We start from the raw sequence: 18,313 nt of genomic DNA on the forward strand, positions 1-18,313 counted from the left end.
GACAGTCGGTCACCGCCGGTTTCGTCACCGCCGGTCGTCGTCCCACGGCCGCTCGGGCCGGGGCCGGTTGCCGCCCCCAGGGCGGCCACCACGGGGCGGTTCGGCGCCGGGGCCGCCGCGCCTCGGTCCTCCGGGCTGCCTGCCCCGGGGCGGTTCGTCGGGCCTCGGCGGTGGCGGAACCCGGCGTCCCCTCCCACCAGGCGGCTGTGCGCGGCCGTCGCCACGGCGGCGAGGATCGCCCTGTGCGGGTGGGGGAGCGGGGCGTTTCTTCGGTGGCGGCTCGCCGTCCCGGGCGACGCGCCCTTTCTCGCCCGGCTCCGGACGCTCGCGCTGCGGTGGACGCGGCGGCCGTGGCTGCCGCGGAGGCGGTGCGTCGGCGCCCTTGGTCCTGGCCTCGGGCGGGGTGTCGGGTGTGCTGGGCCGCCGCTTCCGTGGTGCTTCCTTGCGCGCCGAGTCCTCCCGCGCCGCGGACCCGGGACGGCGCGGCTTGCGGTCCCGGTCGTCCCTGGGCCTGTCCTCCTGCCGGGAGCCTGTGGCGGGCCTGGCGTCGTCGGCGCCACCGGCGCCACCAGCGTCGTCGGCGTCGTCGGCGGCGCCGGAATCGTCGGGCTCGCCCTTGCTCCGGCGAGTGCGCGCCGCGTCCGGATCGCGTTGTTTCATCATCCGCAGTGCCCCCAGCGCCACCGTGGCCGCTGTGGTGCCCGCCATGAACGGGAAGCTGTTGATCAGCGGGGTGCCGATGGCCAGCGCCTTCGACAGCATGTCGCTGCCTTCGGGCAGGCCCGAGGCCGTGAGCACGACGAGCGGAACCGCCAGTGCCATCGCCAGCGGTGGCTGCACCATCGGGCCGAACAGGCTCCTGCGCCGCACCGCGAGGACGGCGCCCACCGAACCCACGACGTAGCAGCCGTGGAAGATCACGAAGAAGCTGTCGGTGACGGCCTGGTCGACGAACGCGCCGATGAGCGTGAGGCCGAACCCGAGGATCGCGGCGGCCCACCAGGGGATGCCGCGACGTGAGTTCAGCACGGAGCGCTCGGACCACGCGGGCACCGCGGCCTTCTTCGCGGCGTCCTTCTCGGTGTCCTTGGCGTCGTCGCTCACCGCGTCACGCCTGCGGTCACGAATTGCGGTCACGAGGCAACACCGTATCCCGTGCGGCCCCGCCGCAGGTGACGTGTCCGGGCGACCGCGATCCGGTCGGGTGGTGGTGTGACGGACGGCACGAAGACCATGATCTGTGACCTTATCGCTGTTCCGGGCATCGGCGGGTCAGGTCGCCGACATCTCGTCGGTTCTGCGGACCTCGGGTACCGGGGACGGACTGGCCGCCGCGTCGGTCAGAGGGGCGACCTGGGCGCGGAAACTGTCGAGGGCTTCGAGTTCCCGGCGGCGGGCGGACAGAAAGCGCTGGAGGTGGGTGCTCGACAGATTGACCGCCTCCACCGCGTTGCCCGCCGCCCGGTGCGCGGCGGCGGCCTGCGACCTCACCCGCTCGACGTCGTCGACCAGTGTGCGTTCCGTCGCGGCGAACAGGGCGGCGGACGCGACGACGGCGAACCCGGTCGGCCCGCACAGAAAGATCCGGCGGTCCAGCAGCCAGCGCAGCAGCTCCGGATCGGTGTCGAGCGCCGCCACCACGGCGGCGTCGGACGGTACGAACATCACCGTGCCGTAGATGGCGTCGGCCCAGCGCTGGTAGTTCTTGCCCGACAGCTCCGCCGCGCGTGAGCGCAGGTTGCGCACGTGGACCCGCAGCGCGTCGAGTCGTTCCTCGGCATCGTCGGTCTCCACGGCCTCGGCCCAGCAGGCGAGGCTCGCCTTGGCGTCCACCGGCACACTCCGGCCCCCACCGACGGTGAGGACGAGGTCCGGTTTGGCCGCCCCGCCACCCGCCACATCGGTCTGGACCGTGAAGTGCAGACCCTCGCGGAGTCCGAGTGCCCTCGCGGTCTCCACCAGTACCTGCTCGCCGAGTTCGCCGCGCCCGCTGATGGAGGCGAACGCGACCTCGTAGCGACGCAACGCGGCCTGCTGGGCGTCCACTTTGGTGCGCTCGGCCTCCACCTGCCTCGCCGCGCGGTCCGCCCGGCGCACTCCGTCCTGGTAGAGCCGCCACAGCAGCACCGCCGCGAGCGCCAGCAGCACCGCGACCACGACGGCCGCGGTGGCGACGATCGTCGAACCCACGTGTCTCCCCCGTCCTTGCTCCGCTCGGGAACCCGGCATTCCCTCAGGACGCCGCACCCGGGTGTGGTGGTTGCCTTGTGTCGTTCTCGCCTCATCATGGCGCAGTCGGGGCCCAGCATGGCCGGTCAGACGACTCGAACACACGTTCGAGTGACACGCCGGGGATTTGTGCGTGGTTTCGTCGGCCCCGGGTCCTAGCTTGGCGGCGTGCGACTGCTCCATACCTCCGACTGGCACGTGGGACGCACGTTCCACGGCGCCGACCTGCTCGCCGACCAGGACGCGGTCCTCGCGCACCTGGCCGAACTGGTGGAACGGCTGGCCGTCGACGTCGTTCTCGTGTCCGGCGACGTCTACGACCGCGCGGTGCCGTCCGCGGAGGCGGTCCGGGTGGCGACGGCGGCGCTGCGCAGGCTCAGGGAGGCCGGGGCGCAACTCGTGATCACCTCGGGCAACCACGATTCGGCGGCGCGGCTCGGCGCGTTCGCGGAGTTCGCCGAGGCGGGTGGTCTGCACCTGCGGACGACGGTCGACGCGCTCGATCGGCCGGTGCTGCTCGACGACGAGCACGGGCCCGTGGCGCTGTACGGCATCCCCTACCTCGAACCCGATCCGGCGCGGCTGGCGCTCGGCGTCCCCGAAGCACGCGGGCACACGGGAGTGCTGACCGAGGCGATGCGGCGGATCAGGCAGGACCTCGCCGGACGTGCCGCGGGCACCCGTTCCGTGGTGCTGGCGCACGCGTTCGTGACGGGGGGAGCCGGAAGCGAGTCCGAACGCACCATCGCGGTCGGCGGGATGGAGCAGGTCCCCGGATCCGTGTTCGACGGCGTGGACTACGTCGCGCTCGGACACCTGCACGGCCCGCAGACACTGGCGGAGCACCTGCGTTACTCGGGAAGCCCGGTGGCGTACTCGTTCTCCGAAACCGCCCGCAAGGCGGTGTGGCTCGTGGACCTCGACGCGAACGGGTTCGCCGGCGCCGAGCGCGCCGAGCTTCCCGTGCCGCGCGCACTGGCGACCGTGCGGGACAGGCTGGAGTCGTTGCTGGAGGACCCGGCGCACGAGTCCCTGCGCGAGTGCTATCTCTCGGTGACGCTCACCGACCCGGTGCGCCCGCTCGACGCGATGCGGCGGGTCCGTTCCAGGTTCCCCCACGCGGTGCATCTCGACTGGCAGCCCGACGGGGGTGGCGACCGGCCGCTGCGGTACGCGGACGCGGTGCGAGGGCGGACCGATCTGGAGATCGCCGAGACCTTCCTCGCCGACTGCCGGGGCGACGAGCCAGGGCGGCGTGAGCGCGAGCTGCTGGTCGCGGCGCTGGAGACCGCGGGAAGGGCGAACTCGGACCGGAAGGACACCACGCGATGAGACTGCACCGGCTGGAGGTGTGCGCGTTCGGCCCCTACGCGGGACGCGAGGTCGTCGACTTCGACGTCCTCGGCGCCGACGGGCTGTTCCTGCTGCACGGTGACACGGGAGCGGGCAAGACCACGTTGCTCGACGCGGTGGCGTTCGCGCTGTTCGGTTCCGTGCCCGGTGCCAGGGGGCAGGTGAAGCGGCTGCGGTGCGACCTCGCTGAGGCCGACGTCCACACGGAGGTGGTGCTGGAGCTGACCATCCAGTCCCACCGGTTGCGCGTCGTGCGCAGCCCGGAGTACGAGCGGCCCAAACGTCGTGGCGAGGGCGTCACCACCCAGCAGGCCAAGGCGTCGCTGACCTGGCTCACCCCGCCCCCCGAGGGGGGCACCGCGGAGGCGGTGACGCGCATCGACGAGGTGGGCAGGGTCGTGGAACGGCTGCTGGGCATGAACGCGCAGCAGTTCTTCCAGGTTGTCCTGCTGCCCCAGGGCGAGTTCGCCCGTTTCCTGCGGGCCGACACCACCGAGCGGGAGAAGCTGCTGGAACGGCTGTTCGGCACCGAACGGTTCGCCGTGGCGGAGCAGTGGTTCCGCGAGGAGCGCCTCGCCAGGAAGACGGAGCTCGACCGGCAGCGGGCCGACGCCCGCGACTGGCAGACCCGGCTCGCCCAGGCCGCCGCGGTGGAGCCGCCCGAGGAGCCTGACCGCGAGTGGGTGTCACGGCTGCGGCAGAGCGCGGACGCCGGCATCGCCGCGGCGCGGGACGACGAGCGGAGCGCGCGAGCCGCGTGGGAGGACGCGCAGGCCGTGGTCCGCGAGCGCGAGGTGGCGGCCGAGCGGGTGCGGCGGGTGCGGTCGGCGCGGGCGCGGCTCGCGGAGCTGGAGCGGACAGCGGCCGAACGGAGCCGGTGGGCCGACGAACTGGAGGCCGCCCGCCGGGCGGTGGCGGTGTCCGAACTCGCGGCCGGGGCCAGGGCGAGCGAGGGTGGTCTCGCGCAGGCCGTGGCCGAGGAGTCCGAGGCCGAAGGGGTGTGCGCCACGCTGGGCCTGCGCGAACTCGACGTCCTCGACGTTGAGGTCTCCGGGCTGCGGGACCGGGCGGGTGCGCTTCGCGAGGAGGCGGGCGGGCTCGCCGGGCTCGTCGAGCAGGCGCGGCGTCAGGACGCCGATCTCACCCGGATCGCGGCGCTCGACGAGTCCGCGACCTACGACCGCGAGCGGGTCGCCGTGCTCCGCTCCAAGCTCGACGGGCTGCCCGAACGGGTCGCGGAGCTGACCCGTGAGCGGGAACGGGCGGTCGAGGCGGAAGCGAAGCTCGACGGAATTGCGGCCAGGGAGGCCGAGCTGGTCGAGCTGCTCGCCGACGCGGAGGCGTTGCCGGAACTCGGCCGGAGCGTGGACGCCGCGGTCGCCGCCGAGAACGCCGCCGAGGCCGACCGGCTCGCCGCGAAGGAGACGCTGCTCGACCTCCGAGGGCGCAGACTGGCGGGGATGGCGGCGGAGCTCGCGGCCCGGCTCGATGAGGGCGATCCGTGCCCGGTGTGCGGGTCCGCGTCGCACCCGGCTCCCGCGATCGCCACCGCTGACGCCGTCGGCGAGGAGGCGGAGCGGGCCGCCGCCGAGCGGGAGACGGAGGCGGAACGGGTGTGCGAGCGCGCTCGCGCAGCCTGCTTCGAGGCGCGGCAGAAGCGCGACGCGGCAGCGCGGCGGGTCGGCGATCGCAGCGCGGCCGAGCTCGCCGGGGAACTGTCGGGCGTGCGCGACGAGCGGGCCACGCTCGCTGAACACGCGGGCAGGTCGGCGGCGCTCGCGGCCTCGGTGCGGGCGGCCACCGAGGAAGAGAAGAGCCTCCGGGCCGACCGGGACTCCCTCGAGCGATCGCTCGGCGAGAGTCAGACCGAGCGCGCCCTGCTCGCCGAGCGCGTGGACGATCGGGCGCGGCAACTCGACGAGGCACGGGGGGAGTTCCCCGACGTCGCGGCACGTCGCGACCACCTGCTCACCCTCGGGCGGGCGCTCGACCGGCTCGCCGAGGCGCGCACGGCGGTGAGCACCGCACGGCGGGAGCGCGACGAGCGGCACCACTCGCTCGCCGACGCGGCCCGGCGCGCCGGTTTCTCCACCACCGACGATGCGCTGGGCGCCGTGCGCTCGGCCGAGCGAGTCGATGAGCTGAAACACCTGATCAGTGAGGCGGACACGGAGGCAGCGGCCGCGCGGGGCGTGCTGGCCGAACCCGAGCTGAGCGGCGTCTGTCCGGACGACGAGGTGGACGTCAGCGCGGCGGAGCAGGAGGCTCACCGCGCACGGGAGGCCACGGATGCGGCGGTGGCCGCCCTGCACGCGGCCGAGCGCACCGCCCGTGAGGTCACGGAGCTGGGGCAAAGCCTCGAGGCCGCGCTCGACGCGCTGGTGCCCGTCGAGCGGGAGTACGCCGAACTGGACGCGCTCACCGACGTCGTCAACGGCAGGGGGCAGAACGCGCGCCGGATGTCCCTGCGCTCCTACGTGCTCGCCGCGCGGTTGGAGGAGGTCGCGCTCGCGGCCACTGCCCGGCTGCGGTCGATGAGCCAGGGCCGCTACTCGTTCGTCCACTCCGACGCGGCCGGAAGCCGCGGCACGCGGGGTGGGCTGGGGCTCGACGTGCTCGACGACTATTCGGGCATGGTGCGTCCCGCGAAGACCCTCTCGGGAGGCGAGTCGTTCCTCGCCTCGCTCGCACTGGCGCTGGGGCTCGCCGACGTCGTGGCGGCCGAGACCGGCGGGGCGTTGCTCGACACGCTGTTCGTGGACGAGGGTTTCGGCACGCTCGACGGCGAGACGCTCGACGTGGTGATGGGTGTGCTGGACGAGCTGCGGGCGGGCGGCCGGGTGGTCGGCCTGGTCTCCCACGTCGAGGAGTTGCGGCAGCGCATCCCTACCCGGCTGCGCGTGCGCAAGTCACGCACGGGATCGACCCTGCTCGTCGGTGGGTGACTCGTGGGCCAGCAGCGCGCGCTTGACGTCGAGTCCCCACCGGAAGCCGCCGAGCGTGCCGTCGGTGCGCAGCACCCGGTGGCAGGGGACGAACAGGGCGGCGGCATTGCGCGCGCACGCCGACGCGGCGGCCCGCACGGCGGCGGGCCGTCCGGCGAGCGCGGCGAACTCGGTGTAGGTCACCGGGCTGTTCGCGGGCACGGTGCGCAACACCTCCCAGGCGTGCTGGAGGAACGCCCCGGACCGTTGCCGCACCGGGATCTCCTCGATCGCGGCCAGGTCGCCGTCGTGGTACTTCCGCACGGCGGCCGTGACCGGGCCGAGGTCGGTGAACCGGCGCGGTGCGCCGGGCCGCAACCCGGGGGAGACCACGGCGGTGAGCGCGGCGAGCTCGGCCGTCCAGCCGGAGGCCAGCACGGCGCCGTCGTCGTCGACGAGTGCGGTGAACGGCCCGATCGGTGTGTCGAGTGTGGACCAGGAGGCGGTCATGTCGTGTCCTTCCGTGCCGTCGATGGTGCCGGGCGTGGGGGCGTGGCCGCCCGCCAGAGATACATCCCCGCGTACGAGCGCCAGGGCCGCCAGCGCCGGGCGTGGGTGGAGAGCTCGTCGCGGGTGGTCGCGATGCCGAGCGCGCGGGCGCCGCGCAGCAGCGCGACGTCGGTGTCGAGCAGCAGGTCGGTGCGGCGCAGCAACCGCATGAGCACGTAGTCGGCCGTCCACGGGCCCACACCGGGCTGGGCGAGCAGGTCGCGGCGCAGCTCGCCGGCGTCGCGACCGACGTGCAGGTCGAGATCTCCCTCGGCCAGCGCGGTGGCGACCGCCCGCACACTGTCGATGCGGCGGCGCGGGCCGGTCAGCACGTCCCCGGCGTGTTCCGCGACCGCCGCGGGACTGGGGAAGTGCCGCGACAGCGCGCTGTCGGGCAGTGCGGGCGCCAGCGGCTCGCCCAGTTCCGCGGTGAGCCTGCTCGCGGCCGTGCGTGCCGCCGCCACCGAGACCTGTTGCCCGAGCAGGGTGCGCAGCAGCAGTTCGGCGCCGTCCACCGCGCCGGGCACGCGAAGCCCCGGTGCGGCGTCGACGGCGGCGGCGAGCGCGGGGTCGGTCGTCAGGCAGTGCCGCACCGCCTGCGGGTCGGCGTCGAGATCCCACTGTCGCCGCACCCGCGACACCGCCCCGGCGAGGTCTCGGACGTCGGTGAGATGCAGTGCGCACTCGACGTGCGCGGGCCGGGGCGTGAGGTGGACGAGGGCGGCACCGTGCGGGAGCCGCAGGGTCCGGCTGTAGTGGGGCGCGTCCCCGGACGTCCCGATCGCCTCCACTCCGGGCACGGCGCGCGCGGCGAGGAAGTCGACCAGACCGGCGGCATGGAACGGTGCTCGGAACGGGAGCCGCAGCGACAACCGCACCCCGTGCGGGACCGGTTCCCCACCGGTGGTGCGGTGGTGGCCTCGCCGGGCGGCGGCGGCGCGCAGCCGTGACGGGGTGGTGGCGAAGACCTCGCGGATGGTGTCGTTGAACTGCCGCACGCTGGTGAACCCCGCGGCGAACGCGATGTCGGTGATGGGAAGTCCGGACATCTCGATCAGCACCCGCGCCGCGTGGGCCCGGTGGGCGCGGGCGAGCGCCAGCGGCCCCGCCCCCAGCTCCGCTGTCAGGACGCGGCCGAGCTGTCGCTCCGAGTAACCGAGCCTGCGGGCCAACCCCGACACGCCGTCTCGTTCAACGGTGCCGTCGGCGATGAGGCGCATGGCACGCCCGGCGAGGTCGGCGCGCACGTCCCACTCCGGTGAGCCGGGGACGGCGTCGGGCAGGCAACGCCGGCACGCGCGGTAGCGGCGGGACTGCGCGGCGGCGGCCGTCGGGTAGAACTCCACGTTCTGCGGTTTCGGTGTCAGGGCCGGGCAGGACGGCCTGCAGTAGATGCCGGTGGTCCGCACGGCGACGACGAACTGGCCGTCGAAGCGCGCGTCGCGCGAGCTGACCGCCCGGTAGCAACGCTCGGTGTCGCGCCACAGCCCCGTGCCGTCTGGGGCGGGCTCCACGGTCGTCACCTGGCTCATGCTGCGATCGTGCCACCATGACTCCGCCCTGACTGGCGGAAATCGGACACGGCGGCTGGCGTGCGGGCTGGTGGCCCGCGACCTACGGTCGGAGTATGAGCGAGCGAACCCGCCGCAACCCGTTGCGGGCCCTGGTCGCCGTCGGTGCGGCAGCCGCGGCCTTGGGCCTGGGTGCCGCTGCCTGCGACGAGCCGGTCGAGGACGACAACGGCGGCAATCAGCAGGAGGAGAACCAGCCCGGCAACGACAACGGCAACGACGACGGCGAGGACGACGAGAACGAGGACGAGGACGAGGACGGCGGTGGCTACGGCGGCTGACCTGGCTCGCGCGCCCGCCCGTAGACTGGGTAGCCGTGAGTCTGACCCTCGGCATCGTCGGCTTGCCCAACGTCGGCAAGTCCACCCTGTTCAACGCCCTGACCCGCGCCGACGTGCTCTCGGCGAACTACCCGTTCGCGACGATCGAGCCCAACGTCGGGGTGGTGCCGCTGCCGGACCCCCGGCTCGACACGCTCGCGGAGCTGTTCAGCTCCGCCAAGACGGTCCCCGCGACCGTCTCGTTCGTGGACATCGCGGGCATCGTCAAGGGCGCGTCCGAGGGTGCGGGACTGGGGAACAAGTTCCTCGCCAACATTCGTGAGGCGAACGCGATCTGCCAGGTCATCCGGGTGTTCGACGACCCGGACGTCACCCACGTGGACGGCAAGGTCGACGCCCTGTCCGACATCGAGACGATCAACACTGAGCTGATCCTCGCGGACCTGCAGACGCTGGAGAAGGCGCTGCCCCGGCTGGAGAAGGAGGCGCGCACCAAGAAGGAGCGGCGCCCCGAGCTGGAGAACACGCAGCGCGCCAAGGACATTCTCGACTCCGGCCGGACGCTGTTCTCGGCGCGCGACGAGGTGGACCTCGACGGGCTGCGCGAGCTGAGCCTGCTCACGGCCAAGCCGTTCCTGTACGTGTTCAACGCCGACGAGCCGGTGCTGACCGACCCGCAGCGGCGCGCGGAACTCGCGAAGCTCGTCGAACCCGCCGACGCCGTGTTCCTCGACGCCAAGGTGGAGTCGGAGCTGCTGGAACTCGACGACGAGGAGTCGGTGCGCGAGCTGCTGGAGTCCGTCGGCCAGGAGGAGCCGGGCCTGTCGGCCCTGGCGCGGGCCGGTTTCCACACGCTCGGGTTGCAGACCTACCTCACGGCGGGCCCCAAGGAGGCCCGCGCCTGGACGATCCCGCAGGGCGCGACGGCACCGCAGGCGGCTGGCGTGATCCACACCGACTTCGAACGCGGGTTCATCAAGGCCGAGGTGATCTCCTTCGGCGATCTGGTCGAGGCTGGGTCGATGGCGGCGGCTCGCTCGGCGGGCAAGGTCCGCATAGAGGGCAAGGACTACGTCATGGCCGACGGCGACGTGGTGGAGTTCCGACACAATACAACCTCTGCCTCGAAGAAGTAGGCGCTGTCATGGCAGAGAGCACCACGGAGAATCTGTTCCGCGAGTTCTACGGGGCCTCGACGTTCGTCGAGAAGCGCGACATCCCGAAGAAGTTCGGCTTCCAGTCCAAGCGCAAGGGGTCGACCGACGACGGCTTCCCCGACTTCTTCAAGGACATGGGGTCGTGGCTCATCGTCGTCGAGGCCAAGTCCGGTGAGCCGGGGCCGCGATCGGACCACGCCGCAGCCCTGACCGACGTGCGCAGCTACATGATTAACAACGCGGTGCCCCACACCGACGTCGTCGGCATCGCCGTCTCCGGCCAGACCCTCGAGAGCCTGCGCGTCACCCATCTGCTGCGCAAAGGCGACAGCGACGAGATCGAAGAGCTCGAGGGCCTGCAGAGCCTGGTGAGCCTTGAAGCGCTCAGCAACCACTACGCGGCCGCAGCCATCGGCGACCCGCTCTCCGACACCCAGTTGCGGCGCTTCCTGCGGCGGCTCAACGAGCGCTTCCACAAGGACTCTCGGGTGCGGGACACCGAGCGCTCGCTGTTCTTCTCGGCGCTGATGATCGCGCTCGACGACGAGCCGTTCCGCAACGTCTACAAGTCGATTAGCAAGCCCGAGGACGACCGGCTGGTCGGGGCCAGGTATCTCAACGACCAAATCGTCGAGGCCGTCACCCGCCAGCTGGAAAAGAAGATCAACTCTGAGTCGAAGCAGATCGATTGGCGCGACCGCTTCGCGTTCGTGAAGACCGTCGACATTCCGCTCGACGAGTACAAGGAGATCATCGGCGAGATCGACGAGCGGGTGCACCAGCCGTCGAAGCGCTCGGTGAAGCGGGACATCTTGGGCCGTGCGTACAAGATCTTCCTGTCGCGCGCCGGCAAGATGGACAACAAGAACATCATCCTGACGCCGGACCACATCAAGACCTTCATGGTCGACCTGGCCAGGCTAGGGCGCGACGACGTCGTCCTCGACACCTGCATGGGCTCCGGCGGCTTCCTCATGGATGCGATGGAACAGCTCGTCGACAAGGCCCATGGCGACGAGAAGGTGATTGACCACATCCACGAGCACCAGTTGATCGGGCTCGAGAACGACGCGATCCTGTTCGCCTTGGCCTGCTCGAACATGTTCCTGCACGGCGACGGCCGCTCGAACCTTCTGTATCGCGACTCGCTCGTCACGCGCGGCAAGTCCTTCACGGTGGCCAAGCGGGACGAGAAGTTCCGCGACTACATCAAGAGCCAGAAGCCGACCAAGTGCGTGATTAACCCGCCGTACGAGAACGACAACCCGATCAACTTCACAATGTCGGCGATCGAGTACCTCGAGGAGGGCGGTCGTCTGGTCATTATCATGCCGAACAACACGCTGTCGAAGAACGCGAACCAGAAGGCAGCCCTCGCGATCCTTAAGCGTGCCCGCCTCGACTTCGTCATCGACATGCCCCAGCAGCTGTTCTTCGAGCAGAAGCGCGGCGTGAAGACGTCGATCTTCGGCTTCACCAAGACCAGCAACGGCCACGACCACGACGCGCTGGTCACCTTCGTCGACATGGAAGATGACGGGCACGAGGTGCAGCTCGCGCACGGCCGCCGCGACATCGGCCGCTGGGGTGGAATCGCAACCAACGTCCAGCGCGCCATCCGCGACGGCCTTGAAGACTGCGAGGCCCGCTCCTGGCGCACGCAGATCTTCGACGACGCTGGCAGGTTCCTGCCGCGCGGCGTCCGGCAGAACCCGTGGCCGCAGACGCAGTCGCACGACCTGGACACGGCGATCGCCGACTGGCAGGAAGCGCGTGCTGTCCGAGAGGAGGCCCAGGCGGCGATGGCGGCGGTGCTGTCGGCCGCGGGGATCGGCGGCTTCGATGACTGAGTGGCCCTCTGTTCCGCTCGCTAAGCTCGTGACCCAGCATGTCCCGGACCTGGTCACGCCCGCAGACGACGACATCGTGCGGTTCGCTGGCGTGCGCTGGTACGGCGACGGCCTGTTCGTGCGCGAGCAGCGCAAGGGCTCCGCGGTCAAGGCGAAGTGCTACGCGTTGAAGCCGGGCCTGCTGGTCTACAACCGGCTCTTCGCCTGGAAGCAGTCGTTCGCGGTCGTCACCGACGAGTTCGACGGCGTTGTGGTCTCGAACGAGTTCCCTCAGTTCGAGGTGGACGCCACGCAGGCGACGCCCGAGTTCCTCGCCCTCTACTGCTCCTCGCCCGTATTCGCGTCCAAGGCGCTGAGCCTGTCGTCCGGATCAGCAGCCGTGAGCCGGAACCGGCTGAAGGTGGCCGACTTCCTCCGCTTGGAGGTCGCGTGCCCGCCGCTTCCGGTGCAGGAGCGCATCCTCGAGGTCATCTCGGCCGTCGATGTCGTTATCGACGCGTTGCTCGCTGAGGCCGAGGCCGCAGAAACAGCCCGGACCGCACTGCTCAACGAATTGCTGCAGCGACGGGACGAGACGTGGACCGACACGCCGATCGGCAAGCTGGGCACCGTCACCCGGGGCAAGCGATTCATCAAGTCCGACTACGTCGAGAGCGGCATCGGCTGCATCCACTACTCGCAGATCCACACGGACTTCGGCGCGCACACCGACGAGGTCCACTCCTGGTTGCCGGAGGAGATGCGCCCCAAGCTGCGGTTCGCCAAGCCCGACAATCTCGTGATCGCCGGCACCAGCGAGAACGTCGACGGGGTCCTGAAGGCCGTTGCCTGGCTCGGCGACGAGGACGTGGCGTTGCACGACGACGCCTACATCTTCGAGCACGGACTGGAGCCCCGGTTCGCGTCCTACGCCTTTGCGTCTCCGGAGTTCCGCGCGCAGCTGCCAGCCGTGATCTCGAATACCAAGGTCGTTCGTGTCTCCAAGGACGCACTTAAGCGGTTGACCATCCCGGTACCGCTGCCCGAGACGCAGAAGGAGATCGCCGACACCATGGACGCCATCGACCGTCAAGTGCAGGCGACCTCGGACGAGGTGGCCCGCGCCCAGACCGTGCGCGCAGCGCTGTTGGACGCGCTGCTGAACCACAAGATCGAGGTCACGCCAGCCGAAGCCGGTGACGACTCGTAGCGGTCGCAACTCCTTCGCTGTGTCAGAAGCCCCATGATCGCGAGATCGTGGGGCTTCTTCGTCGACTCATCGCGACACGGGCTCTTGTAAATACAACCCTCCATCACTTCTTTGCCGATACGTGGTGGAGTTCCGGTTCGACGTGTCAGCGTTCCTGCCAGCCCGCGCCCGGCCGCGCGCAGGCCCATATCGGCTCCGCGCTCATGCGGTCTGCGCAGGAGTTCGGTGGTGTCGGCGATCTTCCGGTTCCGGAACGCAGCGACGCCGCCCGAGCGGTGCAATTCGAGTGACTGTCCTCGACATCGGGTGTGCTACCAAAACGGTATCATTGAGTCATGGCGATGACACTGCGATTGACCGAAGAGCAGGAGCGGGCCCTCGCTCTGCTCGCCGAGTCCGAAGGCGTCAGCAAGCAGGAGGCGGCGGTACGGGCCATCACCGAGGCCGCGGCCCGGCGTGTGCGCGACGAACGGGTACGCGCGTTGTCTCGCGAAGGCCGCGATCGCTATGCCGGATTACTCGACCGCCTCGCCCAGTGAGGGTGGAGTACCTCACCCTGGAGGATCTGCTTGGTCTCGCCGACGACCTGGGTGTACTCGAAGTACGTGACCTTGGTCTGCTCGACTCGGCGGCTCATCGCCCGAAGTCGTCGGTGATGGCGCAGGATGCCTATCCGACGGTGCATGAGAAGGCGGCCGTGCTGCTGGAGTCGATTGTGCGCCACCAGCCGTTGATCGACGGCAACAAGCGGTTGGGCTGGATGGCCACGTTCACGTTCTACGGCCTCAACGGCGTCGATCTGGACGCTCCCGAGGACGACGCCTATGACCTGGTGATCGGCGTGTCCACCGGGTCGCTGAGCTACGGCGACGTCGCATCGCGCCTTGCCGGGTGGACGCGGCCCGAGGTCGCGGGGCCTCGCGGTCCGGCGGAGTTCGGCTTCACCGTGTGACGCGTCGAGGAATTTCACGCTGAACCCGGGCCTTGACTCGGCCCCAAGGGCATGGTCTGGACTACTCGCCGTGGGCATCACCCGGATGCCGGACCGGTGAGACACCGTGGGCCGCGCGGGGCGGAGGGAGGACTATGGCTTGGAGCACGCGGCAGCTTGCCGACCTCGCGGGTACGACGATCAAGGCGATCAGGCATTACCACAGGATCGGACTGCTGGATGTCCCCGAGCGTGCGTCGAACGGGTACAAGCAGTACCGAACCGAGCATTTGGTGCGCCTGCTGCACATCAGGCGATTGAGTGACCTGGGGCTACCGTTGTCGCAGATCGCGGAGATGAGCGACGGGGATTCCGACGAGTCGATCCGTGCTCTCGACGACGAGCTGGCCGCAACGATCGAGCGACTGCAACGAGTGCGGGCCGAGCTGGCACTCGTCCTGCGGCATCGTGCACCGACCGACCTGCCTGCTCAGTTCGGCCCGGTCGCCCACAATCTCTCCGATGCCGATCGTGCGTTGATCTCGGTCTGCGCCCGGCTCTTCACGCCCAAGACAATGGGCGTCATTCACACCCTGGCTGCCGTGTCCGACGACACCGATCGCGACTTCCGCGGCCTTCCCGCCGATGCGGACGAGGACACGATCAAGGCGCTGGCCGCGCGGATGTTTCCGGTGATTCGGACCCTTCAGGAGCAGCATCCACTGACCGAGGAGCCGGCCGCACAGTACGGATCGGGGCCGACATCGCCAGCCAGCGTCGTGACCCAGGCGCTCGCCGACCTCTACAACCCCGCACAGCTCAGGGTGATCCATCAGGTGAATGACCTTCTCGCCGACGATTCCGACCGCTGACCCGAGGAGCACGCTCGTGACTTCCGCGAAACCTAAAACTCTGCCGCGACTGATCGAAGTGGAGGAATTCTTCGCCGACCCCGATTTCTCCAATCCCTCGATCTCCCCGGACGGATCACGAATCGCCTTTCTGGCGCCTGCGCACGGACGCCGGAACGTGTGGGTGTGTGGGGTCGACGAGGACCCCGCCAACGCCGTCTGTGTCACCCACGACGCCCGTCGCGGTATCACGAACTACTTCTGGACCGACGATCCACGCTGGCTGCTGTACCTGCAGGACACCGACGGCAACGAGGACTGGCATCTGTTCCGGGTCGATCTCACGGCTCCCGGCGAGCCCGCCGTGGATTTGACGCCCATGGCGCCGGGCTCCCGGGTTTTCAGCGCCGAACCGCTGGCCGCGCAGCGCGCCACGATGATCGTGGCCATGAATCAGCGGCCGGAGTTCGTCGACCATTTCCTGGTCGATGTCGCCACCGGGACGGTGACGTTGCATCTGGAGCAGGACGACCCGAATGGAACTGTGCTGCTCGATCGGTCGGGCGAGCCCGCCTTCGCGTGGCGCCTGACCGAGGACGGGGACTACGAGTTCTCCGCCATCGAGTCGGGCACCGGCGAACGGCGGGTGCTGCGCCGGATGGGTGGCACCGCATACCCGATGGTGGTGCAGCCGCAACTGGTGACGCCGGACGGTACGGGGCTGCTGATCGGGGCGTACCAGGACTCCGATGATCTGCGGTTGGTTCGTCTCGACCGGGAGACCGGAGAGGAGCGCGTGCTCGCCGCCGTCGAGGGGCACAGTCTCGACGTGCGTGGCGCGATGGCACCCGGGGTGCTGCCCCCAATGGTGTTCACCAGCCGACGCACGCACGAGGTCATCGCGGCCCGGTTCGTCGGTGACCGGCCTCGGATCGAAGTCCTGGACGCTCACTTCGCCGACGTCTACGCCGCGTTGTCGACGCTGTCCGACGGGGTGCTGAGCACGTTGTCCTCCGACGAGTCGGAACAACGGTGGATCGCGACGTTCGTCCATGACCGCGATCCTTCGGTGACCTGGTTGTACGACCACGCCACGGGAGAGAGCCGCCAGCTCTTCCGCGGGTTCCCGCGGCTGAACCCGGCTGACCTGGCGCCGATGACCGCCGTGCACTTCCCGGCGCGCGACGGATTGCCGCTGAACGGATTCCTGACGCTGCCGGTCGGGACCGAGCCCGTGCGGCTGCCCCTGGTCCTGCTGGTGCACGGCGGGCCCTGGTTCCACGACGCATGGGAGTACAACCCCGTCGTCCAGTTGCTGGCGAACCGCGGGCACGCGGTGCTGCAGGTCAACTTCCGCGGCTCCACGGGCTACGGCAGGCGCCACACCGAGGCGGCCGTCGGTGAGTTCGCCCGAGCGATGCACACCGACCTCATCGACGCCGCCGACTGGGCCGTGGAGCAGGGCTACGCGGATGCGGATCGGATCGGCATCTTCGGTGGTTCCTACGGTGGCTACGCCGCACTCGTGGGCGTCACCGTGACCCCCGACTACTTCGCGGCCGCGGTCGATTACGTCGGCATCTCCGACCTGACCAACTTCCTCCGCTCGGTGCCGCCGCTCGCGAAGGCGCACATGCTGAACAACTGGTACGCCTACGTCGGGGATCCCGAGGACCCCGATGCCGAGGCCGACATGCTGGCCCGTTCTCCGATCACGATGGTCGACCACATCCGCACACCGCTGCTGGTCGCGCAGGGAGCCAACGACGCTCGCGTGGTGCAGGCGGAATCCGACAACATCGTCGCGTCCCTGCGGGAGCGGGGTGTGCCCGTCGAGTATCTCCTGGCCGAGGACGAGGGCCATGGTTTCGAGAATCCCGAGAACCAGATTTGGCTGTATCGCGCGGTCGAGAAGCACTTCGCCGAGCATCTCGGGGGCCGACGTCACCCCGAACGGTAGCGCTGGCGTGCCGTGGGATACCACGTGGTTCCCACGGGGTCGTGGCGGTGCCATGATGGCGCCGTGAGTGCTCAGGACCGCGAACTGCTGGTGGAGAAGTCGCCGCTGCCGGACGGCGTGGACGAGCGGATACGACGTCAATTCACGTTCCTCATCGAGGTCGATCAGCTCAAGGCGGTGCTCCGGCAGTCGCCGCTGGCCTCGGCACCACGGCGGGAGAACGACGCGGAACACTCCTGGCACCTGGCGATGATGGTGGTGCTGCTGGCAGAGTATTCCGACGAACCACTCGACGTGGCCCGCACGGTCGAGCTGGTCCTCGTCCACGACCTCGTGGAGATCTACGCCGGTGACACCCCGCTCTACGACGGCACCGCCGCGGAGAATCAGCTCGAGCGGGAAGTTCGCGCGGCGGAGGAGCTGTTCGCGCTGCTGCCCGGCGACCAGGCGCGGCGGATGCGGGAGCTGTGGGACGAGTTCGAGGCACGCCGCACGCCCGAGGCGCGCTTCGCGAAGGCGATGGACCGGCTGCAACCGCTGCTGCTCAACTGGATGGCGCGGGGCGGAACGTGGCGGACGCCCGGCGTGAGCGCTGACGACGTGCGTCGGCGCAAGGCAGTGATCGGCGATGCCTCCACGGCTCTCTGGCAGGCAGGACAGCGTCTCATCGACGAGGGCCAAGCCCGCGGCTGGGACCGCTGACGCGGTTATTCGTTCGTCGCCCGCCGCTCGGGCTGGTAGAAGCGGGGGATGCGACTGGAAAACATCATCTGGGACGCCAGGGACCCGCGACGGCTCGGTGCGTTCTGGGCCGCCGCCCTGAACGCGGAGCCACAGATCGACGACCCCGATCACTACGAGGCCCGGTTGTCCTTCGCGCCCGGCTACTTCCTCGATCTGTGTTTCCAGCCCGTGGCCGAACCGTCGCGTGCCCCGGCGCGGTTGCACCTCGATCTCGCCGGGGGCGCGCGGCAGGGCGAGATCGTGGACCGGCTGCTCGGCCTCGGCGCGACCCACGCCGACGTCGGGCAGGGCGAGGTGCCGTGGGTGGTACTCGCGGACCCCGAGGGCAACGCGTTCTGCGTCATGGAACACCGCGACGCCTACGCCGGGGCCGAACCCATCGCGGCGCTGCCGCTGGACAGCGCCGATCCGGAGCGGGACGCGGCGTTCTGGGCCGAGCTGACCGGCTGGACGCGGGTCGGCGGCCCGGCAGCGGCGACGCTGCGCCATCCCTCCGGCACCGGGCCCCTGCTGGAACTGTGCCCCGAGCCGGAACCCAAGCGGGGCAAGAACCGGCTGCATCTCGACGTCCGCCCCGACCACGCCGACGACCCGGTGCTGGGCCGGCTGGCCGAACTCGGCGCCCGCACCGTCGAGCCTGCCGCGCCCGACCTGCCGTGGACGGTGTTCACCGATCCGTCCGGCAACGAGTTCTGCGTGCTCGCGCCCGAGGCGGGAGGCTGAC

General features: G+C 70.4%; 16 protein-coding genes. 12 read left to right on the forward strand and 4 right to left on the reverse strand.

What is annotated here, in order from left to right; all coding sequences use genetic code 11:
* Window positions 1-24: 24 nt before the first annotated feature.
* Window positions 25-1,137, reverse strand: coding sequence for a DUF6542 domain-containing protein (locus tag FFT09_RS13125; RefSeq protein WP_138382867.1), 1,113 nt, complete (start codon window positions 1,135-1,137; stop codon window positions 25-27).
* Between the two features lie 135 nt (window positions 1,138-1,272).
* Window positions 1,273-2,190 carry a DNA recombination protein RmuC gene (rmuC, locus tag FFT09_RS13130; protein WP_138382868.1) on the reverse strand — a complete coding sequence of 306 codons (918 nt, stop codon included), beginning with the start codon at window positions 2,188-2,190 and terminating at the stop codon, window positions 1,273-1,275.
* A 207-nt stretch (window positions 2,191-2,397) separates the two neighbouring features.
* Between rmuC and FFT09_RS13135 the strand changes: the two genes are divergently transcribed.
* Window positions 2,398-3,561, forward strand: coding sequence for an exonuclease SbcCD subunit D (locus tag FFT09_RS13135; protein WP_138382869.1), 1,164 nt, complete (start codon window positions 2,398-2,400; stop codon window positions 3,559-3,561).
* Entirely contained in the window at window positions 3,558-6,527 is a 2,970-nt protein-coding gene (locus FFT09_RS13140; RefSeq protein WP_138382870.1) for an AAA family ATPase, read from the forward strand. The genes FFT09_RS13135 and FFT09_RS13140 overlap by 4 nt, the downstream gene beginning before the upstream one ends.
* Here FFT09_RS13140 and FFT09_RS13145 read toward each other — a convergent pair.
* Both FFT09_RS13145 and FFT09_RS13150 read right to left on the reverse strand, forming a co-directional pair.
* The gene (locus tag FFT09_RS13145) at window positions 6,492-7,016 is read right to left on the reverse strand and encodes a methylated-DNA--[protein]-cysteine S-methyltransferase (RefSeq protein WP_081191489.1); all 525 of its coding nucleotides are present in this window, start codon (window positions 7,014-7,016) and stop codon (window positions 6,492-6,494) included. The two genes, FFT09_RS13140 and FFT09_RS13145, sit on opposite strands and share 36 nt — an antisense overlap.
* Window positions 7,013-8,587 carry an AlkA N-terminal domain-containing protein gene (locus tag FFT09_RS13150; RefSeq protein ID WP_138382871.1) on the reverse strand — a complete coding sequence of 525 codons (1,575 nt, stop codon included), beginning with the start codon at window positions 8,585-8,587 and terminating at the stop codon, window positions 7,013-7,015. Before FFT09_RS13150 ends, FFT09_RS13145 begins: the two co-directional genes overlap by 4 nt.
* Before the next feature lie 95 nt (window positions 8,588-8,682).
* On the opposite strand from FFT09_RS13150, the gene FFT09_RS13155 reads away from it, so the two are divergent.
* From FFT09_RS13155 to FFT09_RS13205, 10 genes are all read left to right on the forward strand, one after another.
* The gene (locus FFT09_RS13155) at window positions 8,683-8,907 is read left to right on the forward strand and encodes a hypothetical protein (RefSeq protein ID WP_081191487.1); all 225 of its coding nucleotides are present in this window, start codon (window positions 8,683-8,685) and stop codon (window positions 8,905-8,907) included.
* Window positions 8,908-8,942: 35 nt separating this feature from the next.
* Window positions 8,943-10,043: a redox-regulated ATPase YchF gene (ychF, locus tag FFT09_RS13160; RefSeq protein ID WP_138382872.1), complete on the forward strand. Its 1,101-nt coding sequence runs from the start codon at window positions 8,943-8,945 to the stop codon at window positions 10,041-10,043.
* Window positions 10,044-10,051: 8 nt separating this feature from the next.
* Entirely contained in the window at window positions 10,052-11,914 is a 1,863-nt protein-coding gene (locus FFT09_RS13165; RefSeq protein ID WP_138382873.1) for an HsdM family class I SAM-dependent methyltransferase, read from the forward strand.
* A gap of 28 nt (window positions 11,915-11,942) precedes the next feature.
* Entirely contained in the window at window positions 11,943-13,103 is a 1,161-nt protein-coding gene (locus FFT09_RS13170) for a restriction endonuclease subunit S (RefSeq protein ID WP_167305375.1), read from the forward strand.
* Between the two features lie 335 nt (window positions 13,104-13,438).
* Entirely contained in the window at window positions 13,439-13,642 is a 204-nt protein-coding gene (locus FFT09_RS13180; RefSeq protein WP_024874908.1) for a hypothetical protein, read from the forward strand.
* Window positions 13,639-14,055, forward strand: coding sequence for a type II toxin-antitoxin system death-on-curing family toxin (locus FFT09_RS13185; RefSeq protein ID WP_081191484.1), 417 nt, complete (start codon window positions 13,639-13,641; stop codon window positions 14,053-14,055). The genes FFT09_RS13180 and FFT09_RS13185 overlap by 4 nt, the downstream gene beginning before the upstream one ends.
* Before the next feature lie 134 nt (window positions 14,056-14,189).
* Window positions 14,190-14,906 carry a MerR family transcriptional regulator gene (locus tag FFT09_RS13190; RefSeq protein ID WP_138382875.1) on the forward strand — a complete coding sequence of 239 codons (717 nt, stop codon included), beginning with the start codon at window positions 14,190-14,192 and terminating at the stop codon, window positions 14,904-14,906.
* A gap of 16 nt (window positions 14,907-14,922) precedes the next feature.
* On the forward strand, window positions 14,923-16,845 hold the full coding sequence (locus FFT09_RS13195; protein WP_244231352.1) for a S9 family peptidase: 1,923 nt from the start codon (window positions 14,923-14,925) through the stop codon (window positions 16,843-16,845).
* 63 nt (window positions 16,846-16,908) lie between these two features.
* The gene (locus FFT09_RS13200) at window positions 16,909-17,547 is read left to right on the forward strand and encodes an HD domain-containing protein (RefSeq protein ID WP_138382877.1); all 639 of its coding nucleotides are present in this window, start codon (window positions 16,909-16,911) and stop codon (window positions 17,545-17,547) included.
* A 48-nt stretch (window positions 17,548-17,595) separates the two neighbouring features.
* On the forward strand, window positions 17,596-18,312 hold the full coding sequence (locus tag FFT09_RS13205) for a VOC family protein (RefSeq protein ID WP_138382878.1): 717 nt from the start codon (window positions 17,596-17,598) through the stop codon (window positions 18,310-18,312).
* The last annotated feature ends 1 nt before the right edge of the window (window position 18,313 follow it).

The sequence above is a fragment of the Saccharomonospora piscinae genome (genome assembly GCF_005862235.1).
Classification (GTDB): Bacteria; Actinomycetota; Actinomycetes; order Mycobacteriales; family Pseudonocardiaceae; genus Saccharomonospora; species Saccharomonospora piscinae.